The 15,144-nt window shown below is 69.7% G+C and carries 17 protein-coding genes; 9 read left to right on the forward strand and 8 right to left on the reverse strand.

Annotated elements, in window-relative coordinates:
- Positions 1-11: 11 nt before the first annotated feature.
- The 4 genes from EIZ44_RS44715 to EIZ44_RS16865 form a co-directional block, all read right to left on the reverse strand.
- Positions 12-188 carry a hypothetical protein gene (locus EIZ44_RS44715; RefSeq protein WP_167754161.1) on the reverse strand — a complete coding sequence of 59 codons (177 nt, stop codon included), beginning with the start codon at positions 186-188 and terminating at the stop codon, positions 12-14.
- Positions 185-346, reverse strand: a complete 162-nt coding sequence (locus tag EIZ44_RS44720) for a hypothetical protein (protein WP_158691359.1) — start codon at positions 344-346, stop codon at positions 185-187. The genes EIZ44_RS44715 and EIZ44_RS44720 overlap by 4 nt, the downstream gene beginning before the upstream one ends.
- A gap of 26 nt (positions 347-372) precedes the next feature.
- Positions 373-1,470, reverse strand: coding sequence for a glycosyltransferase family 2 protein (locus tag EIZ44_RS16860; protein WP_134729591.1), 1,098 nt, complete (start codon positions 1,468-1,470; stop codon positions 373-375).
- Between the two features lie 180 nt (positions 1,471-1,650).
- Positions 1,651-2,919 (reverse strand): cation:proton antiporter domain-containing protein, encoded by a 1,269-nt coding sequence (locus EIZ44_RS16865; RefSeq protein ID WP_134729593.1) that lies wholly within the window; start codon positions 2,917-2,919, stop codon positions 1,651-1,653.
- Positions 2,920-3,132: 213 nt separating this feature from the next.
- On the opposite strand from EIZ44_RS16865, the gene EIZ44_RS16870 reads away from it, so the two are divergent.
- Genes EIZ44_RS16870 through EIZ44_RS16880 form a run of 3 tightly spaced genes read left to right on the forward strand, consistent with a single transcriptional unit; the run spans position 3,133 to position 5,415 of the window.
- A complete protein-coding gene (locus EIZ44_RS16870) occupies positions 3,133-3,660 on the forward strand; it encodes a DUF1453 domain-containing protein (protein ID WP_134729595.1) in 528 nt (175 codons plus the stop codon).
- A 40-nt stretch (positions 3,661-3,700) separates the two neighbouring features.
- Positions 3,701-4,783: a sensor histidine kinase gene (locus tag EIZ44_RS16875; RefSeq protein WP_167754162.1), complete on the forward strand. Its 1,083-nt coding sequence runs from the start codon at positions 3,701-3,703 to the stop codon at positions 4,781-4,783.
- Positions 4,780-5,415, forward strand: coding sequence for a response regulator (locus EIZ44_RS16880; protein WP_037814000.1), 636 nt, complete (start codon positions 4,780-4,782; stop codon positions 5,413-5,415). The genes EIZ44_RS16875 and EIZ44_RS16880 overlap by 4 nt, the downstream gene beginning before the upstream one ends.
- A 24-nt stretch (positions 5,416-5,439) precedes the next feature.
- Here EIZ44_RS16880 and EIZ44_RS16885 read toward each other — a convergent pair whose 3' ends face one another.
- From EIZ44_RS16885 to EIZ44_RS16900, 4 genes are all read right to left on the reverse strand, one after another.
- Positions 5,440-6,048 (reverse strand): hypothetical protein, encoded by a 609-nt coding sequence (locus EIZ44_RS16885; protein ID WP_134729599.1) that lies wholly within the window; start codon positions 6,046-6,048, stop codon positions 5,440-5,442.
- A 17-nt stretch (positions 6,049-6,065) separates the two neighbouring features.
- Positions 6,066-6,641, reverse strand: a complete 576-nt coding sequence (locus tag EIZ44_RS16890) for a dihydrofolate reductase family protein (RefSeq protein WP_134663113.1) — start codon at positions 6,639-6,641, stop codon at positions 6,066-6,068.
- Positions 6,642-6,709: 68 nt separating this feature from the next.
- Positions 6,710-7,612 (reverse strand): RNA polymerase subunit sigma-70, encoded by a 903-nt coding sequence (locus EIZ44_RS16895; RefSeq protein ID WP_240691324.1) that lies wholly within the window; start codon positions 7,610-7,612, stop codon positions 6,710-6,712.
- A gap of 7 nt (positions 7,613-7,619) precedes the next feature.
- On the reverse strand, positions 7,620-8,498 hold the full coding sequence (locus EIZ44_RS16900; protein ID WP_134729603.1) for a LysR family transcriptional regulator: 879 nt from the start codon (positions 8,496-8,498) through the stop codon (positions 7,620-7,622).
- 112 nt (positions 8,499-8,610) lie between these two features.
- On the opposite strand from EIZ44_RS16900, the gene EIZ44_RS16905 reads away from it, so the two are divergent.
- The 6 genes from EIZ44_RS16905 to EIZ44_RS16930 are packed head-to-tail and all read left to right on the forward strand — an operon-like array spanning position 8,611 to position 15,130.
- On the forward strand, positions 8,611-10,071 hold the full coding sequence (locus EIZ44_RS16905; protein ID WP_205673177.1) for an aldehyde dehydrogenase family protein: 1,461 nt from the start codon (positions 8,611-8,613) through the stop codon (positions 10,069-10,071).
- On the forward strand, positions 10,068-11,720 hold the full coding sequence (locus EIZ44_RS16910) for a hypothetical protein (protein WP_134729607.1): 1,653 nt from the start codon (positions 10,068-10,070) through the stop codon (positions 11,718-11,720). The genes EIZ44_RS16905 and EIZ44_RS16910 overlap by 4 nt, the downstream gene beginning before the upstream one ends.
- Positions 11,721-12,710, forward strand: coding sequence for a membrane dipeptidase (locus tag EIZ44_RS16915; protein WP_037813984.1), 990 nt, complete (start codon positions 11,721-11,723; stop codon positions 12,708-12,710).
- A complete protein-coding gene (locus EIZ44_RS16920) occupies positions 12,707-13,402 on the forward strand; it encodes a hypothetical protein (protein WP_134729609.1) in 696 nt (231 codons plus the stop codon). Before EIZ44_RS16915 ends, EIZ44_RS16920 begins: the two co-directional genes overlap by 4 nt.
- Positions 13,399-13,800: a RidA family protein gene (locus EIZ44_RS16925; protein WP_134663108.1), complete on the forward strand. Its 402-nt coding sequence runs from the start codon at positions 13,399-13,401 to the stop codon at positions 13,798-13,800. The genes EIZ44_RS16920 and EIZ44_RS16925 overlap by 4 nt, the downstream gene beginning before the upstream one ends.
- Positions 13,790-15,130 carry an MFS transporter gene (locus tag EIZ44_RS16930; protein WP_037813975.1) on the forward strand — a complete coding sequence of 447 codons (1,341 nt, stop codon included), beginning with the start codon at positions 13,790-13,792 and terminating at the stop codon, positions 15,128-15,130. The genes EIZ44_RS16925 and EIZ44_RS16930 overlap by 11 nt, the downstream gene beginning before the upstream one ends.
- Positions 15,131-15,144 lie beyond the last annotated feature (14 nt).

Here is a 15,144-nt window from a genome sequence, read left to right on the forward strand (position 1 = left end):
CGCGACGCCGATCAGCCAGCGGAGCAGCCGCCGCCGATTCCTCGGCCTTGGTATCGCGGGTCGAGTCCGAAGGCGCGGTCGTGGTAACGGCGCTGGGTTTCGTCGTCCCAGCCCCAGTTCGCGGCGACGTACTCGCCCAGCGCGGCCTGGTGCACGCGGAACAGAAATCGCTGTCCGCGGCCGGTCACCGGTCCTGGTTGCGGACCTTCGGCAGGATCCGCAGCATGGCTGTTCCCGCTGCCAGCAAAGCGAATCCCGCCAGCAGGAGCCACAGGACGTTCACTCCGGTGAACGCGAGTCCGCCGGTCATCCCCGCGGCCGAGGCTGCGCCGATTTTCTGGTACATGGGGGTTCTCTCTTCCGTCCGGGTGTTCACCAGTTCTTGCGGGTGCGCAGGAGCGCGTCCGCGTATGCCTTGAGATGGCAGGCTTGCAGGAAATAGTCGAGCACCAGCTCGTACATCGACGCGGCGAGCAGCATCCGGCGCCAGCCGCGGTAGCGCACGGTCACCACGCGCTCCACCACGAAGATCGCCGAGATGCCGAGCCACCACGGGTTGAGGTGCAGGCCGTCGTGGAACAGGGCGATCGCGAGGGCGGTCAGGTAGATCCCGCTGACCAGCACGCCCGCGATCGTCATCAGCTGCCTGCCCCAGTACCGCCACGTGACGCGGGTAAGTCCATATTGGACACAGTTCTCCACCGCACCGCGCTTCCACCGCAGGCGTTGGGTCCACAGTGCACTCCAGCTGGTCATGACCTCGGTTTCCAGCGTGCACGCGCTGGGCGAGATCACCCGGTGGCCGAGGTGCAGCAGGGCGAAAGTGAGCTCGTTGTCCTCGGTGAGCACGGTGGTGTCGTAGATCCCGCCGCGGCCGTCGCCCGCGGGCAACCGTTCGGCGAGCCGGGCAGCGGAGACCTCGCGGAGGGTGCGGACCCGGAACATCGCCGCGGTTCCGGTCAGCACCAGGCATTTTCCGCGCAGCCGGTGCACATCGCGGGCGTAGCGGGCGTATTCGTTGCGCTGGAGGTGTCCGACGAAACCGCCGCCCGGTCCGCCGCGGAAGACTCCGCCTACGCCGCCGTATCCGTGGTCGAGGTGGTGCAGTGCGGTGCTGACGAACTGCGGGTCCAAAGTGGAATCGGCGTCCTGGACGAGGATTACGTCGTCCTCGTCCAGGCGCGGCAGCAGCCAGGCGAGCAGCTGGTTGAGGGCACCGGCCTTCTTGTGCGTGTTGTTTGTGGACGGTCGCACCCGGGCGCCGGCGATCGAAGCCACCGCGGCGGTGCTGTCGGTGCAGTTGTCGGTGACGACGAAAACCTCGTCGACGCTCCGGTCCTGTCCGCGCAGCGCGGCGACGGTGTGCGCGATCTGGGCTTCTTCGTCGTGCGCGGGGATGACGGCGACGACGCGCACGCTGCCGGAACGGTGCCGTCCGGTTCGTGGTTCGGCGAGCGTGGGTGCGGACATGAGTGGGGGTCCTCTGCGCGGAACTGCGACGTGGTGCGTCGCGCTTGACCCTTACTCTGTCGGCGGTCACGGAACGCTACATGAATCGTCCAGAGACCACCCGTGCGGGGGAGAATTTCCGCGAAACCTGTGTACTGCCTAGGGATTCTCAGTCTGCCAAATGGTCACTGTGCGTACTTGCTACTGAGACTGACGGTGCGTCCGCAGGGTCATCAGGCGGGTGATGAGCGGTGTCGAGCCGAGCCCGTGCAGGGCCACGCTGCCGAGGACGCAGACCACCGTCAGGGTCAGGACGAGGTCGCTCTCCTCGCCGGTCAGGCCGTTGATCGCCAGCAGTCCGAAGACGACCGACGTCGTGCCGCGCGGGCCGAGCGCGCCGACGAGGAACCGGTCCCGGTGCGGCATCCGGGTCCGGCTCAGCGACAGCATCACCGGCACGATCCGCAGGACGGTCAGCGCGAGCAGGCAGAACACGACCGGCTGCCACGCGATGCCGAAGGACACCACGACGACCGCGGCGCCGCCGACGACGAACCACATCGCCATGGTCAGGATCCCGGTGACCTCTTCGAGCAGTTGCAGGTCCTCCGACGGCCGGGCGAAGTGCTCGCGGGCGTGGCTGTCCGAAATGCGGAGGTGCCGTGCGGCGAAGGCGCGATAGACGTAGCGGAAGGCGATCCCGCTGACGAAACAGGCGACGAATCCGTTGCCGTCGATGGCGACTGTCGCCGCGTAGGTCAGCAGGGGAGTCGTGAGGAGGGCGATGCGCCGTCCCTGTCCGGAAGTCCAGCCGGCGCGGACGGCGAGGAACAGCAGGATGCCGATCACCGTGCCGACGACGGCTCCGGCGACAATGGCTTTGATCGCGAACGGCAAAGCGGTCGCGAGCGCTTTCCCGGCGGTATTGGCCGTATTGTCGCTGCGCGCGAGAATGAGCGCGAAAAGGAATAGCGGCGAGACCAATCCGTCGTTGTAACCGCTTTCGACATTCAGCACGCTGCGCACTTGCGGCGTGAGAGTTCGGTCCCGCACGACGCGTTCCGCGGCGGCGAAATCGCTCGGGATGACGATGCACGCGACGATCAGCAGCAACGGCCACGACAGACCCGGGAAGAACGCCCAGCCGGCCAGCATGGCCAGGCCGAGGCTCAGCGGCAGCGCGAAGAACAGCACCCGCGCGACGAGGCCCGGCGCGTGTCCCCACAGCCGGCCGCCGCGCACCTCGGTGGCGTCGACGAAAAGCAGCATCGCGAGAATGAGTTCGGCGACGTGCTGCGCGATTTCGGTGTCGAAGACCTCGAGCAGTTTCGCCGGACTCGCGAACAATGCGGTCGCGGCCCCGCACAGCACCATCAGCACGGGCGCGGCGATGTTCCACCGGTCGAGTCGTTTGGCCGCGAGCGCGCGCAGCAGAACCGCGGTCGAGAGGACCAGCAGTGCGGTAATCATCGTTCGTGAGGCTCCACGGCTTTTGGTCGCGCCCAGCCGTCTTCGGCCGCTGACGCTCCACAGTGTACCGGCGGGGGCGGGCCGGGCCCGGCATTCCGGGTGTACGTCACGTCCACCCGGATTCGGTCGATGGTTGGACGATTCGGCGGGCTCCGCTCCCTAGCGTCGGGAACGCGGGTGTTCCGGCCCGCCTTACTCCAGAAGAAGGCCGTGATGACTGACGCTCTCATCATGGGCGGGATCCTGCTCGCCCTCGTTCTTTTCACCCAGGTGGGCCGCCATCGGCACAACCTGGTCATGGGCATCATGCCGTTCGTTTCGTGCACCGTCATCGGGGTGCTGTACTTCACCGGCGGGATCTCGCTCACCGCGCCGAACCTGACGGCCGGCCTGGTCGGGGCTGTCGTCGGAGGGGTCGCCGGTGCGGGGCTGATCGCGACCACGCGGGTGGAGCGCAGCCCGGACACCGGGCGCGTGCAGACCTGGGCGGGCTGGCCGTACCTGCTGATCTGGCTCGCCGTGCTGGGCGGGCGGCTGGTGTTCGTGTGGGCGGTGGAGAACGTGCGCCCGTTCGCGGTGAAGGTCGGCGAATTCCTGGTCAGCGCGCATCTGGACAAGGACGGTGTCGGCCTGTTCTTCGTGCTGATGGCGCTGGCGATGGTCGCGGTGCGGGCCGGCGGGGTGCTGTGGTTGTCCCGGCAGCTCGAAGCCGTCCGCGATGGGCAGCCGGTGCGGGCCTGACTACGCTGAGCTGCGAAGAAGCCCAAGGGGAGGGAATGCGATGACTCGGCTGCCGCTGGTCCTGATGCGGCTGCTCACGCCGGTCGCGTTCGTCGCGATTCTCGTCACCGCGCAGCCCCCGGCGAAGTGGGAGTGGGTGCCGCTGTCCGCTTCTGTGGCGAGCGGCCTGGCGTTCGGGGCGCTGGACCTTCGCTGGCCGCGGGCGGCGGTCGTGCTGCTTTCGCTGGCCGCGCTGTTCGGCACGGTCGTGGCGGTCGCGGACCCGAGTCTCACCGGACCGTCGCTGGTCTGCCTGTCCTTGCTCGTGTTGTCCTCGCTGGCGGCGATCACCCCGGCGGAGATCATCACGGTGGCTGCGGTCGTGGGGGTCGCAGCCGCCGTCGGCGGATACCTCGCCGGGCAGCCGGGCGAGCTCGTGGCGGGGAACGCGCTCGCGGTGGCCGTGGTGGTGCTGCTCGGGCTCAACCGGCGGCAGTACCGGGTGCAGGCTCGGCAGGCCAGGGACCTGCTGGACCAGACGCGGCTCACCCAGGAGGCCGTCGCCCGGGGCGCGACGCTGGAGGAACGCGCCCGGCTGGCCAGGGAGGTCCACGACATCCAGGCGCATTCGCTCTCGGCGCTTTCGCTGCATTTGCAGGCCGCGGCGCGGTTGGTGGCCGAGTTGCCGTCCCCGGACGAAAAACTCGCCGCGTGCGTGCGGAAGGCCGGGCAGCTGGCGCAGGAAGGACTGATCGAGACGCGGCGGGCGGTGCACGCGTTGCGCGGCGATCCGATGGCGTTGCCGGAGTTGTTCGGCTCGCTGCCGGACAACGCGTCGATCCAGGTGACCGGCGAACCGTGCGAACTCCCCGCGGACGTCACCCTGCTGCTGTACCGCACTGTCCAAGAAGGACTGTCCAATGCGCGCAAGCACGCGGCGGGCGCGCCGGTGTCGGTCGAACTGTCCTATCTGGACGGCGAAGTGACGATGACGGTGGTCAACCGGACGGGATCCGGCAGCGGCCTGCCCGGTGCCGGGTACGGGCTGACCGGTCTGCGCGAGCGCGCGGAGCTGGTCGGCGGCGAGGTGACCGCGGGCCCGGATGGCGCGGGCTGGCGGTTGTCGGTGAGGATCCCGGCATGACGATCGTGCGCGTGCTCGTGGCCGAGGACCAGCCCGCGGTGCGGGAGGGGCTGGTGCTGCTGGTCGGGTTGCTGCCGGAGATCGAGGTCGTCGGACAGGCGGGCGACGGGATCGCGGCGATCGAGGAGACCCTGCGGCTGCAGCCGGACGTCGTGCTGATGGACCTGGACCTCCCGCGCTGCGACGGCGCGGCGGCGACCCGGCGGATCGTCGCGGACCTGCCGGGCACCCGGGTCGTGGTGCTCACGACCTACGCGGACAGCGCGTCGATCGTGCGCGCACTGGACGCGGGCGCGGTCGGCTACGTGACGAAGGCGGCGAACGGCGACGAGATCGGCCGCGCGATCCACGCGGCGGCGGCCGGGCAGACCGTGATGGACCTGTCGGTGCAGCGGACATTGCTGGCCGCGGCCCGGCGCCCGGCCGCACCGCCGGAGGACGGGCTGACGGCGCGCGAGGTAGACGTGCTGAAACTGGTCGCGGCGGGGCGGGGGAACCGGGAGATCGCGCGGGAACTGCAAGTCAGCGAGGCGACGGTGAAGACGCATGTGAACCGGATCTTCGCGAAGACCGGCTGCGGGACCCGGGCGCAGGCGGTGCGTTACGCGCATCAGCACGGCTACGCGGACTGAGCGACGACCTGGGTTCGCGGACAGTCAGCGGGCGAACCAGCCGGAGCGGAAGACCGGAGCCTCGCCCGCCACGGCGCGGCGGCACCAGTCCGCGACCGCCTCGCCGACCTCCGCCGGGCCGAGGGAGGACGTGTCGATCACGGTCATCGCCCAGTCCGGACCCGGAACGCGCCCGACCCAGCGGTCCCAGCGCATCTCCGGCCAGGCGTCCGTCGTGACAGCTTCCGGGAGATGAGCCGGGTTGTGAGCGTGCGCGCGCAGCCACGCCGCGAATGCTTGGTTCGCGGGGCTCGGCTCGCCGCGGCGGGCGAGCCGAGCCAGGTGGGCCTCGTCGCTGAGGTCGAGCAGGCAGCCGGCGATGTCGATCCGGTCCGCGCTCGGCGCCGCCAGTGCTTCGCCGACCGGTATCGGATCGCCGGCCAGCAGCAGGTGCCTGCCTTCGGCTTCGAGCGCGATCGCGCGCTGCACCGCGATTTCCACCTGCTCCTGCCGCCACGCGACGGTCGGCACGGCCGGGATCGGGCCCAGCGTGCTCAGTTCGGCGGTCTCGTACGTTTCGCCGAGCAGAGGCCGCGCGTGCACGCGAGCGGTGGTTTTGCCGACGCAGGACGCGCCCGAGACAACCAGCAACATTGCCCCGACGCTAGGGCCTACTGCTCGGAACCCTCCACCGAATTTTCGCGCACGTACCGCGAAAGCGTCGCCGCGCCAACGCGTTCCACCGACACGCATTCCAGGTGCGCGGGTCCGGTGCCGTCCGGGAAAAGGCGGGTGCCGTGGCCCAAAATGGTCGGGAAGGTCAGCAGCCGGTACTCGTCGACGAGGTCCGCCGCCATCAGCGTGTGCACCACGCTCAGGCTGCCGGTGACGACGACGTCCCGCTCTTCCCGTTTCACCGCGTCGACCAGGTCGCCGTCGAGGACCGACGAGTTCTGCCACGCGCTGGTGTCGGCCAGCGTGCTGGTGGCGACCAGCTTGGGCACGGCGTTCATCCGCTGCGAGAACGGGTCGTCGCGGTGCGGCCACAGGTGCGAGAACAGCTCCCAGGTCTTGCGCCCGAGCAGCAGGACCCCGTCGTCCAGCGTGGCGCCGAGGCGGAATTTGTCGCCCGCGACGGACTCCGGGCCGTGCCGGAACGCCCAGCCGGCGTCCGGGGCGCCGGAGGAGGCGTCCGGGTCGGACGAAATGCCGTCGAGGGTGGTGAAGGCGATGACGATGACGCTCATGGCGGAGATCCCTTCAATCGGTGTCGCCAGTACTTACCGGCGGCCCCGGCCGAACTCATCGGCGAATCTCAAAAAATCTTCGCCGGCAGGTCGAACGCCTGGAAAACGCGCGGATCGGCGAACACGGCGTTGTGCGAAATCCGCCCGCCGGCGACGGTGAAGACCTGGAGAGTGTGCAACTGGCCGTCGGGGGTGTAGGCGGCGAGCGCGGGCTGCCCGTTGGCGGTGAGGCCGCGGACGGTCCAGCCGACGCCGCGCATTTCGAAGACCCGGTGCATGAACCGGCCGTAGTCGCCGCTGCCGCGGAACCAGAGCGGGACCGGCGGCATTTCCAGGATCGCGTCGTCGGTGAGCAGCCGGACGAGCGCCTCGACGTCGGCGGCCTCGAAGGCTTGCGCGTACCGGTCGATCACCGCCTGGGTTTCCGCGTCGTCCGGTTCGGCGATCTCGTCCATCTCGCCCGCGTCGGCGAGCGCGGCGCGGGCTCGTTGCAGTGCGCTGTTGACCGCCGGAACGGTCGTCTCCAGCTGGGTGGCGACCTCGGCCGCGCTGAATTCGAGCACCGACCGGAGCACGACGACCGCCCGTTGCCGCGCCGGGAGGACCTGGGTCGCGGCGACCCACGCCAGCCGCAGCCCGGCGCGGGTGTCGGCATCGCAGCGCGCGTCGGGGAACGGTTGCAGCCACGGGATGTCCGTCGCCGGCTGCAGCGGCGCGCCCGGATCGTCGCTGGCGGCGCCGAGACCGGACGGCAACGGACGCCGGGCCCGACCTTCCAACGCGGTCAGGCAGACGTTCGTCGCGATCCGATACAGCCAGGTCCGGACCGAAGCGCGGGCCGGGTCGTACCGGTCGCGGGCTTTCCACGCGCGCAGCAGCGTTTCCTGCACCAGATCCTCGGCCTCGTGGAACGAGCCGGCCATCCGGTAGCAGTAGGCGGTCAGCTCGCCGCGGTGCGATTCGAAGTCCACCGCGTCATCATCCGGCACGTGCGACGCTGAGGAAACGGTCGACCACGGGGTTGTTCTCGTGGTCGGTGCGCGAGATCGCTGAGACGGTGGAGAACGCGCCCGGGTCGGTGAGGGTGAGGTAGCGCAGTCCGGGCAGTTGCAAGGCGCGTAAGGCGTTCGGCACGATCGCGATGCCGGTGTCGGCGGCGACGAGGCCGAGCATGGTCGGGAATTGGACGGCTTCCTGGACCACGCGCATCCGGAATCCGGCGCGCAGGCACAGCGTCTCGATGTGGTCGTGCAGCCGCGAGACGCGCGTGCGAGGGAAGGCGAGGAAAGGCTCGTCGGCCAGTTCCGCCATCTCGACGGTTTCCTTGTCCGCCAACGGATGCGTCTCGGACACGGCCACGATCAGCCGTTCGCGGCCCAGTGGGTGCACGGTCAGTCCGGCGGCTTCGCCGACCTCGCGGGCGATGCCGACGTCGAGCTGACCGTCCCCGAGCGCGGCGATTTGCGCGTCCGTGGTCGATTCGGTCAGTTCAAATCGGACTTTCGGCCATTGCCGACGCATTTCCAGCACCGTGGCGGGCACGATTTCGAGCGCCGCCGAGCTGACGAACCCGATCCGCAGCAGTCCGAGTTCGCCCCGTGCGGCGTGTGCGACCGCGGTGAGGGCGTGTTGGCTGTCCGCGAGCACACGACGGCCTTCGGTCAGCAGCACGCGGCCCGGTTCGGTCAGCTCGACGCTGCGGGTCGTCCGCAGGAGCAGCCGCACGGACAGCTCCTTCTCCAGCTTCGCGATCTGCTGGCTGAGCGCGGGCTGGGCGAGGTGCAGCCGTTCGGCGGCGCGGCGGAAGCTGCGTTCCTCGGCAACCGCGACGAAGTAGCGAAGCTGGCGGAGTTCCACGCCGCTGATAATGGTTCCTTATCAGTGAGTAGGCAATAGATACTTCACTCTGTGTTCCGCGCGACTTAGCGTCATGGACGACAAGCACCGTCGCGAACGTCGAGGAGCACCCGTGGATCACGCATTGTCGTTGCAGCACTTCGTAGCGGGACGGTGGGTTCCCGGCGACGGACCGGTCGCGCGGAGTGCCGACCCGGCGGATCCCGCGCAGATCGTGGCCGAGTACCGGACGGCCGGTCCGGAACTGCTGGACGAGGCGGTGCGCGCGGCGGTGGCGGCGCAGCCGGAGTGGGATCGCCAGGGCACCATCGCGCGCGGTCTCGTGCTGCGGCGGGCGGCGGAACTGCTCGCCCAGCGCGCCGAATCGGTGGCCGCGTTGATGACCCGCGAACAGGGCAAGACGCTGGCGGAGTCGCGCGGCGAGGTGGCTGCCTCGGTCGAGACGCTGCACTATCACGCGGGCCGGGCGCGCAGTGCCGACGGCGTGCTCTACCCGTCCGGCAACCCGGACGAGGTCGTGCGGACCGTGCGCCGTCCGCTGGGTGTCGTCGGCGTGATCACGCCGTGGAACTTCCCGGTGCAGATCCCGGCGTGGAAGCTCGCGCCAGCGCTGCTGTGGGGCAACTCCGTGGTGTGGAAGCCGGCCAGCGACACGGTCGCGCTGGCGGTCGCGTTCGCCGAGATCCTGATCGAGGCCGGGGTGCCGGACGGCGTGCTCAACCTGCTGCTCGCGCCTGGATCGCTCGGTGCCGAGCTGGTGGAACGGCCGGAGCTGTCCGGCGTCACCTTCACCGGGTCGGTGCCGGTGGGCCGGGCGATCCAGGCTGCCGTCGTGCCGCGCGGGGCGAAGGTGCAGCTCGAACTCGGCGGGCACAGCGCGGCGATCGTCCTGCCCGACGCCGACCCGGCCCAGGCCGCCGCGGCGCTGGTCACCGCGTCGATGAGCGGGACCGGGCAGAAGTGCACGGCCGCCCGCCGGATCATCGCGGTCGGGGACGCCTACGACCGGCTGGTTGCCGAGCTGTCCGCGCGGGTCAAGGGCCTCGTGGTCGGCTCGGGCACGACGCCGGGAGTCGAGATCGGGCCGTTGGTGTCCGCCCGGGCGGCGGAAGAGGTCGAGGGCGCGATCCAGCAGGCGGTCGACGAGGGCGCGACGGTGCTGGCCCGCGCGGACTGCCCGCAGGGCGGGGCGTTCGTCGCACCGACCCTGCTGGCCGGGACGCCCGAACTGACGATCAGCCAGGAGGAAGTGTTCGGCCCGGTCGCCACCGTGCTGCGCGCCGCCGACCTGGACGAGGCGATCCGGCTCGCGAACGGCACCCGGTTCGGGCTCACCGCGGCGGTGTTCACCGACGACGAGCGCGCGGTGCGGCAGTGCCTGCGCGACCTGGACGCGGGCATCGTGAAGGTCAATGCGCCGAATACCGGGTCCGAGGTGCACGCGCCGTTCGGCGGTCTCAAGGACTCGTCGTTCCCGGCGCCCCGCGAGCAGAACGGCGAATCCGCCGCGGAGTTCTTCACCTGGACCAAAACCGCGTACCTGCGGACGTCCGCGCCCCGGGAACAATCGTGACCCGGCCTGCGGACACCGCGCTCGCCCCGGCGGAACTGGGCGCTGCCCGCTACACCCGGCACAGCTTCGCGCGGTCGTTCCTCCGGCAGGCCGCTCGGGAACGCTGGGCAGTGTCCCGCACCCGGTGGGAGTTCGACGACAGCGGTCACGGCGAGGCGGTGTACCGGATCGACGCGGACGGCACTCTGCTGCACTTCACGGTGTTTTCCACGGTACTGCAGGAAAACGAGCGCACTGACCGCGTGATCGCGAAGCGGTGGGATGTTACTGCCGCGCTGGTGGAAGGCCCAGTTCCGGACACTCGGATGGCAGAGCTGCGCCGTGAAGTACCACGGCAGGAAGCTGGCCGCGCCGACGCTGCGACGCTCGTGTGGACTCGGGCGAACCGGAGCGAACGGTTCTTCGAGTACGTCGCAGCTCAACTGGCCGCCGGTGAACAGCCAGACTGCGCCACGATGGGCGACAACTGCTACATCCTGCGCAGCACTGCCTTCTACAGCAACGGAAAGTTCGGTCTCGCCGACTTCGACCGGCTTGCCGAAATCCCGCCGCTGCAGGTGCCCTACCGCGCGCAAATGCTGGCCGCGTGGCTGCTGCGCGAGTTCAGCTACGACCTGGTCGAGCATTGCGCCGCCCGGCGAAACCCCGCCGCGGCAAAGCTTTCCGGCGACTGGCGGCGGTACCTCGGCCTCGGGAACGCGACCGGACTCGGCATGGTCCCGTTCGTGGTGAACCATCCGCACATCCTCGACGCCTGGTGCTCGGCACGGGAACTCCCGCTGGCCCATGCGCTCGACGCGGAGGCGGACGCCGGTGCGGTCCGGCGGGCGAGCGAACTGCTCGACCGCGCCCGCCGGTACTTCGCCGAACGCGACACCCTGACGACCGCGCCGTACCTGACCGGTCCCGAATTGGCTGAACGTCTCGCCGGAATCGCCTCGCTGCTCAGCGAATTCCCCGCGGGCGGCTTCCGGTGGCGGGACCTCGACGACCGGGCCGCGGAGTTCGGCGCCGAGGCCCGGGCCGTGCTGCACACCGTCCTGGTCGAACTGGACGATTCGCTCGACTCGGAGATCGAGCACCTGCTGACCTGCGACCAACGGCGGCGCGTCGACCTCGCCCAGTCCTGCGGCGAGCTGCGCGACCTGCTCGCCGACCGGTACGACTGGACCCGCGAGTTCGACTTCGCCGACCCGGACGAACAGGCGCGGTTCTGGTTCTCCGCCGAGGACAACGAAGAACCCCGGCGCGGCAACCGCGGCCAGGACCCGGGCGAATCGATGGAGCATCCGATCGACATCGCCCGCGCCGTGCACGCCCTCCGGCACGATCTGGCCGGTGCCGACGCGGGCCGTTCGGTCGCGGAGTTCCTGCTGGAATTCCCGTGGCACCGGGGCATTGTCGCGCGTGTGCAGTCGGTCGCCGGGCTCCGCTACGGCGAGGTCCGCGCGAACCTGCTCGCCGACGATTTCCTCCCGCTGCACCTGCAGCGATTCCAGCTCGCCCTCTACGGCATGGAGAACTACAGCCCGCAATCGACCGACTGGTTGCGCGTCACGCTGTTCTCCGGCGCGCCCCGGGCGCGCGACGTCGAGTCCGGAGTGGACGACGACTGGCTGTTCACCCGCAAGCCCGGAAAGGAGTCCTGAGTGGACCCCCTGGAGCACGGCGACCTCACTGTCGTCGACGGACTGCAGATCAACAACTGGGACCGCAAAGTCCTGGAGGAACTGAAAGCCGGCGGCGTCACCGGGGTGAACGCGACCTGCGCGGTCTGGGAAGGCCCGCAGGAAACGCTGCGCGCGGTCGCGGACTGGTACGAACTCGCGCGGGACAACGCCGATCTGGTCGTCCTCGCCGGGAACGCCGACGACATCCGGCAGGCGAAGCGCGACGGCAGGCTCGCCGTGCTGCTCGGCTTCCAGAACACCTCGCCGTTCGGCGACGACTACCGGATGGTCGAGGTCTTCCACCGGCTCGGCGTGCGCATCGCGCAGCTGACCTACAACATCCAGAACCTCGTCGGCGGCGCCTGCTACGACGAGCACGATTCCGGGCTCACCGCGTACGGCCGGTTCATCGTCGCGGAAATGAACCGCGTCGGGATGCTGGTCGACCTGTCGCACGTCGGGAACCGCACGAGCCGCGACGCGATCGACGCCTCGGCCGGGCCGGTCGCGATCACGCACGCGAACCCGCTGTCCTTCGCGGATTCGCCGCGCAACAAGCCGGACGACGTCATCGACGCGCTCGCCGCGCGCGGCGGAGTGCTCGGCTGTTGCCTGTACCCCAACGTGATCGGCGGCGAGAAGACGACCCGGCGGCAGTTCTGCGAGATGGTCGCGGGGCTGGTCGAGCGGATCGGGCCGGACCACGTCGCGCTCGGCAGCGACTGCACGCGGAACTGGTCGCAGGACTACGTCGCCTGGCTGCGCAACGGCCGGTGGCGGCCCGCGTCGGCGGTGCCGGTGGAGCCGCAGTGGCCGGTGTGGCCGAACTGGTTCGGCGGACCGGCCGATTTCCCGGTCCTCACCGAAGGATTGCTGGAAGTGGGCCTGGACGAGACCGTCGTGGCGCAGGTGCTGGGCGGAAACTGGCTCCGGCTGTTCGACACGGTGTTCCCCGGAGCCGGGCAATGACCGCGGCGAGGGCCGAGCGCGTCTCGGCGGCCGAAACCGTGCAGACGCGGGTTTCGGTCCGGGAGATCCACGAGGTTTCGCTGCGCGCCTTGCGGGCTTCGGGTCTGAGCAGCGGCGAGGCGGACTACCTGGCCGAGGTCATCGCGACCGCGGAAATCCACGAGGCCGCCGGGCTCGACGCCTTGACCATCGAGACGGCCCGGATCCCGGCCGGACGGGTCGGTCTCCGGCTGGAACATTGCGACGGGTACGCCGTGGCGCACGACCCGGCTTCGCGCGGTCCGCTGCAGGCTTTCGTGCCCGCCTGCGAAACGGCCGCCGTGGTGGGCACGTTGGTCGTACCGGGAATGGCTGGCAGTCCGGTACTGGACTGGGCTGCTTTGGACATCGCCGAACGGGCCGGGCGGATACTGTCCCTTTCGGACGGTGGGCACCGCACAGTCGTCACGCCCGGCGGGGATCTGCTGCGGCTTCCCGCCGGGCGTGACGAACCACGTCCGCCGGTCGCGGGATTGGTGATCCGCCCGCTGTCCGAGGTGCCGGACGCGCAGGTGATTTCCACCGCGGCGGAACGGAAACAGCGGAATCGCGAAGCGGTCACCCATGGCGTGTCCGTGAAAGCTCCATTGTGGACTCTCGCGTATTCGATCGCGCGCGGGTTCCTGATTCCGGACCACCGGGAGGGCCGATGACCTCGCGCGAGCTGGTGGCGCATCCGCACGGACCGCGGCCCTACGCCGGAGCCGCCGTGTTCGGCGGAGTGATCTGGGCGTGCGGGCAGGTCCCGGCACGGCGGGACGGCAGCGTCCCGGAAGGAATCGACGAGCAGGTGCGGGTCGCCCTCGACAACCTCGAGGACACCTTGCGGGCCGCGGGAGGGAGCCTGCGCACGCTGCTCAAACTGACGGTGTTCCTCGCCGACCTCGGCGAGTTCGACGCCTACCACCAGGCCTACCTCGACCGTTTCGCCGGCATCGACCTGCCGCCGCGGACCACGGTCCAGGTCGCCGGGTTCCGGGGGACGAAACGCATCGAGATCGACGCCGTGGCGGCGGTCGGCAGCGAGGAGACCAACCGACATGAAGACTGACCGCGCACCGGACAACGCTGTTCGGGCGACCCTGGATTCGGCCCGGCTCAACGGGTTCCACCGCAAGCTCGCGCTGTACTCGTCCGGCGGGCCGTTCCTGGACGGCTACATCCTCAGCATCATCGGCATCGCGCTGGTGCAGATCGGCCCGCAGTGGCAGATGGACTCGCTGTGGTCCGGCCTGATCGGCGCGTCCGCGCTGGTCGGCGTGTTCATCGGGGGAGCGGTGTTCGGCCCGCTCACCGACCGGATCGGCCGGAAGCTGATGTACACGATCGACCTGATCGCGATCATCGTGTGCTCGGTCCTGCAGTTCTTCGTCGCCGACGCCGCGCAACTGTTCGTGCTGCGGCTGCTGATCGGCATCGCGGTGGGCGCGGACTATCCGATCGCGACCGCGCTGGTCACCGAATTCGCGCCGAAAGCGTGGCGGGCGCGGCTGGTCGGCGGGCTGAACGCGATGTGGTTCGTCGGGGCCACCGTCGCCGCGTTCGTCGGGTTCTTCCTGCTGAACGTGGACCAGGGCTGGAAGTGGATGCTGCTGTCGTCGGCGGTGCCCGCGCTGCTGATCGTGATCGCCCGCACCAGCATTCCGGAATCGCCGCGCTGGCTGCACAGCAAGGGCCGCGACGCGGAAGCGCTGGAGGTGCTGCGCACGACGATCGGCGAGCACGCGACGCTGGACGATCTCCCGGAAGCCGAAACGAAAACCCCGATGTCCGCGTTGTGGCGCGGCGGATATCTCAAGCGGGTCGTGTTCATCTCGATCTTCTGGACGTGCACGGTCGTCCCGTTGTTCGCGATCTACGCCTTCGGGCCGCAGATCCTCGAACTGTTCAACCTCGGCGGCGGAAACCTGTCGCACCTCGGCTACGGCCTGATCAATTTCTTCTTCTTCGTCGGCAATATCGCCGCGCTGCTGCTGGTGGACCGGCTCGGCCGCCGTCCCGTCCTGATCTGGGGCTTCGCGATTTCCGCGGCCGGACTGTTCTATCTCGGTCTGCAACCGGGCGCCGCGTTGTGGCTGATCGCGCTCGCCTTCGCGGTGTACGCGGTGTTCAACGGCGGACCGTCCATTCTGGAATGGATCTACCCGAACGAGCTGTTCCCGACGGAGGTCCGCGCGTCGGCGGTGGGGCTCTGCACCGGGATCAGCCGGATCGGCGCGGCAGTCGGCACCTTCGCGACACCGTGGGCGCTCACCAATCTCGGATTGTCGGCCACGATGTACATCGCCGCTGGGATCGCCGCATTGGGCGCGATCGTGAGCGCGTTCATGGCCCCGGAGACCAAGAACGTCGATCTGCACGTGGCTTCTTCGCTCAGCTAGAACGGGAAACCGGG

Origin of the sequence: Amycolatopsis nivea (assembly GCF_004522235.1) — a bacterium.
Taxonomy (GTDB): Bacteria; Actinomycetota; Actinomycetes; order Mycobacteriales; family Pseudonocardiaceae; genus Amycolatopsis; species Amycolatopsis nivea.

Bases quoted from the DNA above. Each gene is read 5' to 3' on its own strand.
- EIZ44_RS16870 (WP_134729595.1), top strand. From the start codon at position 3,133: ATGACTGACGCTCTCATCATGGGCGGGATCCTGCTCGCCCTCGTTCTT.
- EIZ44_RS16860 (WP_134729591.1), bottom strand. From the start codon at position 1,470: ATGTCCGCACCCACGCTCGCCGAACCACGAACCGGACGGCACCGTTCC.
- EIZ44_RS16930 (WP_037813975.1), top strand. From the start codon at position 13,790: ATGAAGACTGACCGCGCACCGGACAACGCTGTTCGGGCGACCCTGGAT.
- EIZ44_RS16920 (WP_134729609.1), top strand. From the start codon at position 12,707: ATGACCGCGGCGAGGGCCGAGCGCGTCTCGGCGGCCGAAACCGTGCAG.
- EIZ44_RS44720 (WP_158691359.1), bottom strand. From the start codon at position 346: ATGTACCAGAAAATCGGCGCAGCCTCGGCCGCGGGGATGACCGGCGGA.
- EIZ44_RS16875 (WP_167754162.1), top strand. From the start codon at position 3,701: ATGACTCGGCTGCCGCTGGTCCTGATGCGGCTGCTCACGCCGGTCGCG.
- EIZ44_RS16885 (WP_134729599.1), bottom strand. From the start codon at position 6,048: ATGTTGCTGGTTGTCTCGGGCGCGTCCTGCGTCGGCAAAACCACCGCT.
- EIZ44_RS16925 (WP_134663108.1), top strand. From the start codon at position 13,399: ATGACCTCGCGCGAGCTGGTGGCGCATCCGCACGGACCGCGGCCCTAC.
- EIZ44_RS16890 (WP_134663113.1), bottom strand. From the start codon at position 6,641: ATGAGCGTCATCGTCATCGCCTTCACCACCCTCGACGGCATTTCGTCC.
- EIZ44_RS16880 (WP_037814000.1), top strand. From the start codon at position 4,780: ATGACGATCGTGCGCGTGCTCGTGGCCGAGGACCAGCCCGCGGTGCGG.
- EIZ44_RS16865 (WP_134729593.1), bottom strand. From the start codon at position 2,919: ATGATTACCGCACTGCTGGTCCTCTCGACCGCGGTTCTGCTGCGCGCG.